The 7,717-nt window shown below is 38.7% G+C and carries 17 protein-coding genes; all 17 read right to left on the reverse strand.

Annotation, left to right across the window (positions count from 1 at the left end):
* Window positions 1-239, reverse strand: a 239-nt coding sequence (locus M0R38_12445) for a hypothetical protein (protein ID MCK9482543.1), incomplete at its 3' end; no start/stop codon positions are given.
* 10 nt (window positions 240-249) lie between these two features.
* Window positions 250-519, reverse strand: coding sequence for a hypothetical protein (locus M0R38_12450; GenBank protein ID MCK9482544.1), 270 nt, complete (start codon window positions 517-519; stop codon window positions 250-252).
* Between the two features lie 4 nt (window positions 520-523).
* Complete coding sequence (locus M0R38_12455) at window positions 524-805, reverse strand: hypothetical protein (GenBank protein MCK9482545.1); 282 nt, start codon at window positions 803-805, stop codon at window positions 524-526.
* Between the two features lie 12 nt (window positions 806-817).
* Complete coding sequence (locus M0R38_12460) at window positions 818-1,540, reverse strand: hypothetical protein (GenBank protein MCK9482546.1); 723 nt, start codon at window positions 1,538-1,540, stop codon at window positions 818-820.
* Window positions 1,537-1,926 carry a hypothetical protein gene (locus tag M0R38_12465; GenBank protein ID MCK9482547.1) on the reverse strand — a complete coding sequence of 130 codons (390 nt, stop codon included), beginning with the start codon at window positions 1,924-1,926 and terminating at the stop codon, window positions 1,537-1,539. Before M0R38_12465 ends, M0R38_12460 begins: the two co-directional genes overlap by 4 nt.
* A gap of 112 nt (window positions 1,927-2,038) precedes the next feature.
* Window positions 2,039-3,061, reverse strand: coding sequence for a hypothetical protein (locus M0R38_12470; GenBank protein ID MCK9482548.1), 1,023 nt, complete (start codon window positions 3,059-3,061; stop codon window positions 2,039-2,041).
* Window positions 3,058-3,267: a hypothetical protein gene (locus M0R38_12475; GenBank protein ID MCK9482549.1), complete on the reverse strand. Its 210-nt coding sequence runs from the start codon at window positions 3,265-3,267 to the stop codon at window positions 3,058-3,060. The genes M0R38_12470 and M0R38_12475 overlap by 4 nt, the downstream gene beginning before the upstream one ends.
* A gap of 70 nt (window positions 3,268-3,337) precedes the next feature.
* Window positions 3,338-4,246: a hypothetical protein gene (locus tag M0R38_12480; protein MCK9482550.1), complete on the reverse strand. Its 909-nt coding sequence runs from the start codon at window positions 4,244-4,246 to the stop codon at window positions 3,338-3,340.
* Between the two features lie 333 nt (window positions 4,247-4,579).
* Window positions 4,580-4,861 (reverse strand): hypothetical protein, encoded by a 282-nt coding sequence (locus M0R38_12485; GenBank protein ID MCK9482551.1) that lies wholly within the window; start codon window positions 4,859-4,861, stop codon window positions 4,580-4,582.
* A 57-nt stretch (window positions 4,862-4,918) separates the two neighbouring features.
* Complete coding sequence (locus M0R38_12490; GenBank protein ID MCK9482552.1) at window positions 4,919-5,146, reverse strand: hypothetical protein; 228 nt, start codon at window positions 5,144-5,146, stop codon at window positions 4,919-4,921.
* A 30-nt stretch (window positions 5,147-5,176) separates the two neighbouring features.
* Window positions 5,177-5,350, reverse strand: coding sequence for a hypothetical protein (locus tag M0R38_12495; protein MCK9482553.1), 174 nt, complete (start codon window positions 5,348-5,350; stop codon window positions 5,177-5,179).
* 3 nt (window positions 5,351-5,353) lie between these two features.
* A complete protein-coding gene (locus tag M0R38_12500) occupies window positions 5,354-5,620 on the reverse strand; it encodes a hypothetical protein (GenBank protein ID MCK9482554.1) in 267 nt (88 codons plus the stop codon).
* Between the two features lie 79 nt (window positions 5,621-5,699).
* Window positions 5,700-6,038, reverse strand: coding sequence for a hypothetical protein (locus M0R38_12505; GenBank protein MCK9482555.1), 339 nt, complete (start codon window positions 6,036-6,038; stop codon window positions 5,700-5,702).
* Between the two features lie 54 nt (window positions 6,039-6,092).
* Window positions 6,093-6,374, reverse strand: coding sequence for a hypothetical protein (locus M0R38_12510; protein ID MCK9482556.1), 282 nt, complete (start codon window positions 6,372-6,374; stop codon window positions 6,093-6,095).
* 2 nt (window positions 6,375-6,376) lie between these two features.
* Window positions 6,377-6,598, reverse strand: coding sequence for a hypothetical protein (locus M0R38_12515; protein MCK9482557.1), 222 nt, complete (start codon window positions 6,596-6,598; stop codon window positions 6,377-6,379).
* 78 nt (window positions 6,599-6,676) lie between these two features.
* Window positions 6,677-6,982 (reverse strand): hypothetical protein, encoded by a 306-nt coding sequence (locus M0R38_12520; GenBank protein MCK9482558.1) that lies wholly within the window; start codon window positions 6,980-6,982, stop codon window positions 6,677-6,679.
* A gap of 385 nt (window positions 6,983-7,367) precedes the next feature.
* The coding region (locus tag M0R38_12525) for a hypothetical protein (protein ID MCK9482559.1) at window positions 7,368-7,717 on the reverse strand (350 nt) is incomplete at its 5' end.

Raw genomic sequence — 7,717 nt, forward strand, 5'->3', positions numbered from 1 at the left:
GTAGCCGAAACTTCAAAAAAGCATTCCAAAAAAGAATCCATCCCCATAGGAAATACATAGACGTTCAAAAGATCCTCCGTCAGAGTTTCTATCCAAGCTGCCTCATTTGCCAAATAGGAAACAATCATGCGTTCTTTGCTTTTATCAGTGACAACCAACTCTTCCAAGAGTTTGGTATAGTTGTCTTTTGGGAGCCGTTCTTTGGCGACTTCCAATAATCTTTCAATGGTTGATTTCATAGTTTTGCGTTTAATGTACGATAATATAATCGCCCTGTCTTCCACCTCTGGGGGCATCGTTCCCATACACATAGTTGGTAAAGCCCAAACGGGCAAACAATGCTTTCACATCATGTAACCAACTAATTGTTGTGCTGTACTTTCCGGAATATGCACGTTTCCCACAACGAACTTTTGTTCCGGGATTTTTCAATGCTTGAATGGCACTGTAGTATTCTCTTTTCCTTTTGTCGGAGAAGGACTTTCCTTCCAACAAATGCAATGCTTCTTCTTTATTCATAGCTTTATGCGTTTAAGTCTTCAATGTATTGGTCAATGGCTTGCTTCATCAAATCATAGCCATAGGTGATCAAGACTTTCTCTTTCTTTCTGGAGAGAACATATCCTTGCGGGATAATTTTTGCATCCTGCAAAATAGGATATACAATTTGTCTTCGAATTGCCATCTTTTGTTCCTTGTCAGGGAATGGCTTCGTGGCCTGTACCAGCGTTTTTCCAAGCTGGTATAAATCTGTTTTCCGCAATAGGCGGGTATACAAGACTTCTTGTCTTTCTTCTTTTGTCATAGTCCAAAGTTATTAAATTTTTAAAACACCGTCCAGGTTAATGTTGTATCCTTCCGGATCAATAATGCCAACAGTTTGCTCTTCTTCATCATAGCAAAATTGAATAGGCAGCCAGTCAGTTATTTTTCCGTTGTCCCGAATACGAGCAGCTTCCCCATCATTGGAGATTTGAATTTCATACCCACACGCATTGGAAATAGTATAAGTGCCGTGGCAAACAAAATCAATTGCTCGAATTGCATTCATTACTTCCTCGGTTAGTAATTCCCTTGCAATGTTTGCTGTCTTCTTCTCGGTGCTTATATCACCCGCCTTACCAGCCCAAGCAGCAGCCCTTTCCGGATTCCCCTCAACAGCCCAAGTAGCAGCCCAAGCAGCATTCCTTTCAGCATTCCTTTCAGCAGTAGCATCGTAAGAAGCAGCACGAGCCTCCCTTGCGGCCTTCAGCGGTGCATCCGTGGCTTTGCCACGGCCCCACAAGAAGGCAATACGCACAGCATTTCTGCTTCTTGAGTCTTCCATATATTCTACTACTGTGTGTGCGCATAGCGCACCGCACATCACTAACTTGCGTTTATTGATTCGCAATTCTTGGGCAAGCCAAAGTAGCCACTCCCCTCTCTCACAGGCGTTCCACGCCTCTTCGAGAGATTGGATATTATTTTCCGCAATCCAATCCATGCTTTCTTGGCAGGCTTCGTTGGTTTCCAACCAAAATAAATGTTCTTTTTTCATAGTTCAAATTTTTTGAGATATGTTTTTGTTCGCTTTACCAAAACATCAATGGAAACCCTGCGTCCATCTTTGTCTGTATAGGGCTTCATTGCTTTTATTATTTGTCGAACATTATATGGTTCCCCTTGCTCGGTCAAATTAAAGGAACTGCCCTTTTCATTGCTAGGAACAATGCTTATATTTATTATCCAGCGATAGGGGACTTCCTCCCACAGAACAGTACATTGCGTACTGTGCGTTTCGTCAATTACTTTAATAAAAGTAATCATTTCTTCATCGGGGATATAAACATCATATCCTGAATTAGTTAGGATCTTTGCTTTTGACATCAGTTCCTCATGAACTGCTTGTATTCTTTCCTTATACGCATCAAAATAGTCTTTCATAGCTTTTTGTTTTAAATTGTGACAAAGACCGAATCCTGCAAATGGATTCGGTTTCGGCTACTCAAGCCTCATCAGTTTGCCTGGTCATTCGTTGCGAATGTGTTTTTAAATATTAGTCAACCCAAAAAGTTCCACAATCCATACACTTATTGCCACAAGGGAAATTGTTAATATAGGTAACATTACGGTGCCTATTTATATCCATATCCCCAGCAGAGCATTTACCAGATTTAAACACCTCATTGTATTTTTGCTCTACACCTTTGTGAGCAATAATGGGACTAACCTTCACTTCACATTCCTTTTGGCAAGGCTCGGAAGATAAATTGACAATTGTATTATCACACCAATTTGAACACATTCCACAAACTGCGAATGAATAATTGTACTTTATAGTCTCATCAATTATCAGGTTCTCCCGCTTAAACGGTAAAGAAAATGAATGGCCTTTCAGGCTGGTATCATCACCAGAACCTCCTCCAACGTCTATGATAGCTATTGATGCGTCCTTAAATCCAATCTGTGTAAAATCATTTTCAATTGATTCAGGGATATAATCTTCTACATCATCGTAGAAATATACAACCAGTTGCCCACCATACGATGCTTGACGTATCATCATATCAATTCTATCATCGTATTCAGATGATTTTATTCCTAAAATATGCTTGATAATCATACGCTCTTTTCGGATACGGGCATCACTCCAACTCCACGAATCACTCTCTACCTCATAACCTGTATCATAAAACATTACCTGTTTTGAGGTATTTGATAAAAGATCTTTTACCGGAGTAGACTTATCATTCTCGTAAATGTGTGATTCGATATTATCTTTGAATTTCTCCATAAGATAATCAACTTCTGAGGGACGTAAGTCATATTCATTTTGTAGCTTATCATTAAGCTCAGATTTTACATCACATACAGATTCCCACTCTCCCCAATCTTCTACAGAATCATAAATAGGATTTAAAGTCCCAGCTTCTATGCAATCCTGGAGTAAACCAACATTTTCATCCAAGTTGTCATTGTAATCAATATAGATGAGGTTGTAAGAATCATCCATGTGTTTCTTAATATCCTCGAATGTAATTTCATCCAACTTAAACGGACTCTCAATTAGATTTTTCATAGCTTATAATTTAAGATTTCTTTTGTAAGTGTGGTTACCCCGCATTTAGATATTGGCAGGTCATTTCCAGTCAAGAATTTCATATATTCCTGACGCATTTTTTTTCTATGCGGGCCACTAAGCAGCATTGTGATCTGCATATCACATTGCAAAGGACTTTCCTCATACATAGCCAGCAGTTGCTCTGTTAATTTTTTCCAATCCATAGCTTTTTATTTTTATTTTGACAAAGACTGGATCCATTTGCAGGATCCAGTTTCGGCTATTCAAGCCTCATCAGTTTGCCTGGTCATTCATTGCAAATCCCATCCCCATTTTGATGGCAGCGGTTGTCATTGCAAAAAATAATGCCCCAGTATCATCCATATCCAATTTTTCAAGAGCATACCGGACATTATTAAATGGTACCCAAATCCGTTCTTCTCTGGGCAACTCTACCATTTTTTCAAATACTTGGGCAAATACTTCCTTGACAAAATTGTGCCCAATAATGCCTTTTATTGTTTCGGCAAATTGACAAATCTGTTCTTTGTTTTCTTGGATAAGGACAAACATAATATCAGCTAATTCCTTTTGCTGTTTGTCTTGCCCTTTTATTTGATCAACAAAACAAGTTTCAATTTTTGCAAACAGCCCAAATAGTTCCTTGTCAAGCTTCGCTTGTACAGGACAAAAGGCCAATCGATTTGAGAATTCATGTTCTTTCGAAACAAAAGATAAATCCATTTGTTTTGCGAATACTGTCAACGCTACAATGTGGCGCAACATATCAATTTTCGCACGGACTTGGATATGATCCAAACCAGGTAGCCTCTCCCCTGATCCGATACCCAAAAAAAACTTAGCTTTTGCGTACGCATCGGCAAATAAATCTGTTGCGCCCAACATCCTTTCTGTTGGGTTTATCCATTTTGCCAGAATTTTGGAAGTGGCATCGAAAAAATACGGGCGCATAGGCCCATCCTGATCCAAAAGCGGAGTAGTCCGCACAACGTACATTATTTTTTCATTATCTGGTAAACTGCTGCGCAACAACTCCATAATTTCTACAATTTCCTCTTCAGTAGGATCTTCATTCTTCAGCATTACTGCTGCAATTTGTTCGTTGGTGTCCTTTGCGATGGTAAGGACATCGATTGCACCAAACTCTGCTGCCAATTTTTCCAATTCAATTTGCTTGTTCATAGCTTCAAAATTAAAATTTAAAAATTAAATTAAATAACTCTCTAAATATAGGGCTGTCCCTTGCAAGAAAACAAATATTTATTGATGTTTTTTGCTGTTCAACCCAATAAAATTAACGTGAATGCAATTTGTTGTGTTATCTCCCAGTTATCTCGGAGTTATCTCGGAGTTTATAGGTGCACATTATCTCGGAGTTATCTCGGAGTTTATGCACAAACCCCCACCCAGGCGCAAGCCCATATCTACTTTCCGTTGAAAGTATCAATGTACTGCGTTCAAGTACAATTCTATTATCTAGAAACCGGATCCGGTTTTAGTTCCAAATCAAATGATTTAATCGAGCAGTTGCCCATCCCAATATCCAAAATCACTACCATTGCCTGGGTGACTTCCAAAATAATATCCGTCTGGTGCATACTTTGCCATTATATCCATCAACCTCTCATTTAAGAAATCAAGAACCGCTTCCGATTCCCATCTAGGATCATCTTCTACGCCCATTACCTCAACCACTTCGGGGTAGTTAAACCAAAAGGAACGGTACTCTGGCGTATCCTTTATTACATGTAAAAAGGCAGGGATCAAATCTTGCGGTCTGAGTGTACTACTGATCACAGACTGATCCTTTTCTGCATAAATTTCAAATCCATTTACTTTCATAGCTTTTTGCATTTATACAATTACAACATTATAATTATTTTTTACATACTTCTTTATCTGTTCAAACTGGTTTGGATCAGCAAAAAATACAAATTTGCTATAATAGGATCCGTTCCCGTATCCGCAAAACTTGACACCCTGACACCACCTTTCAAATCTGGACAATATATCATCATGTATTGTCTTTAGCTTTGCAAAGTTACTTTCGTAAACTTCATACATTTTATATCCTTTTTTCATGGCTTTCCCCTTTTTTATCTTTATGCTGTTTTAGTTTAGCCAAACATATGATCTTATTCCATACCCTTTCTTAATCAAAGGGGCATCAAATATAAATTGCGGAGCATACAAGATTGTACCGCTGTTCCAATCTGTGTTTTTTACAGGTTTGCTCTTCTCAAACTCTGCGGGCCATAAGACCATCAAATTCCTTTTCGTTTTCATAGCTTATTTCTTTTCCTTGTTAAATGGCCCTTTGCCACATTGAAAACAAACATTATTAAATAACTGTGCATCACATAAAATGTTTCCGCACCATTGACAAATCAATTGCCGTTTGGCAAGTTCTTCATGGGTGGCTTCAAAGTCAGCGGCAAATGCTTGTTCTATCATTGGCCCACAATCACCACTTCCATCCATTATATAAGCTTGTCTTTTTTGCTCTTTGAGCCAATCCAATTTTTGGATCAGTTCTTTATCAGTTAACTTTTCCATAGCTTTTTGTTTTTAGTTTGACAAAGACCGGATGCTTTTCCTCATCCGGTTTCGGATATTCAATCCTCATCAGTTTGCCTTATTTAAGCCATTTGGATCCATCCTGTACAAGGGCCTTTATGATTGGGTCGTTCTCAGATTTATAATTTGGACTTTGTTCAAAGCGGAAACAAATATACAAATCGAAAAGCAATTCGGTTGTAGTTGCACCAACATATTCTTCCAATCCAGTTTCCCATACACCGGGCATAAACTGCTCTTCAAAGAAGGCAAGCAAATCTTCCTTTTCAATTTTATATCCTGGAAACATATTCAACATTCCCAATACAAAGTCCAAATTGTCACGCAATGTGCTTTCAATTTGTTTTGACAAACTGTTTGCTTGTTCATCTGTCAATTCTACCATCATAACTTTCATAGCATTTAATTTAAAGTTAAAAAATACAGCTTGGTTGATCGCTTGGTTGTTCGCTTAGTTGTTTGCCACGTAATATACGGCATCAACATCAATAAGCATATCCTCTGTTAGGATCTTCTCGCCTGGTCGGTCTATGGATATAATTGTGCTTTTTGCATTTTCATACCCATTGTTATATACAATAACCATACCTGGACGCAGCACATGCAAAATATGTTCTTTTGCAATACGCATAAAATAGGCCATCGCGTCTATATCATCATAAGACGCTTTTTTGTTTTTCTTCTTATATATTTGCCAATAGGCAAACACATGTTTTCTTACCAGCTTTTCCATAGTTATTTATAAACAGCGGTTCGTATTCCTTGTTCGTTTACAAATACCCACTCAAGGGTCTTTTGGGCTTCTCTTTCTTTTGCCCTTCTGAGTTTCTCTTCACGCAAATATTTCTCATTGCGCAAAATAATGGCTTGTTCTTTCCCACTTTCAGTTTCCACAAATGGTCTAAACGTTGCTTTTTTGTCAGCAACCACATTTTTTACTTCAATTGACATTTTCATAGCGTTTATATTTAAAAATTAAAAACTCAAATTATCTCCCAGTTATCTCGGAGTTATCTCGGAGTTATCTCGGAGTTTCTACAGGCCGCCTGGTCGGTTTGTTGTACCGCCTGTTGTGCCTAAACATAGGCTTTGACCAAAAACATAGTCAACTGACAAAACGGCATAAAATAGCCGTTCGACTAGACAAGTCAAAAAGTCAAAGCCGTTTGGCCTTGCTTTTTGGCAAACATAAGTACTAAACATAAAAATAAAGCCTTTTGCGCTTGTCTTATTATTTTGACAAATAAAAAAGGCAAAAGGCAGCGACAAAGCATATTTTTGACCTTGCATAACAGACGTTTGCAAATAGTCAAAAAATAGCTTTTTTTGTCGTTTTAACATTGGTTTTTAGCTTTAAAAAACAAAGACAATAGCAAGGCAAAGCAGGGCATAAAATAAGGCAAAAAACGGGCTTAAATTGCGCTTTTTGCAAAACAGGGCATTTTGCCCTTTGCGCTTTGCGCTCAAGTTGCATAATGCTTTTGAGTTGCGCAAGGGCTACCCAAAAATAAGGCATAAAAAAAGGCATATTGTAAGGACAAAGGCAATAGGCAAAGGCATATAACAAAGGCAGCGACAAAGGCCATAAACAAAACAGGAGCCGCAAAACAAAGGCAACAAAAAAGGGCCGACAAAATGCGGCCCTTTGCAGGACAAAGACCAGGGCAAAATAAGGCATAAAAAAAGGGACTATAAAAATAGTCCCTTTGGTTGTTGCCGGCCTTGTTTATTTGTCGTCGGTCGGTTTGGCGACTCCCTTATAAAAATAGCGGGTTTGGCCGTCGTCGCCTTTGACAGACTTAATAATAAAGCCTTTGTCCTTGCTTAGTCGGCTAGGCAGTTGGACGTTAACGGTTGACGCAAGCGACTTGACAGGTCGGTCAAAACAGTTGACCAAAATAGTTAACGCCTCGGCTTTTGTCAGGCCGTTAGGGCTGTTTTTAAGGGCCTCGGCTATTGTCCATATAACCCCTTGCTTTTGCTCTCTCGCTTTGGCCTCAAATGGGTTGACCTCCAGTTGTTTTGTTAACTCAATGGTTTTGCCTCCAATAATAACTGTTTTGACGGCTCCGGCAT

The sequence above is a fragment of the Bacteroidia bacterium genome, assembly GCA_023228875.1.
In the GTDB taxonomy this organism is placed as follows: Bacteria; Bacteroidota; Bacteroidia; order NS11-12g; family UBA955; genus JALOAG01.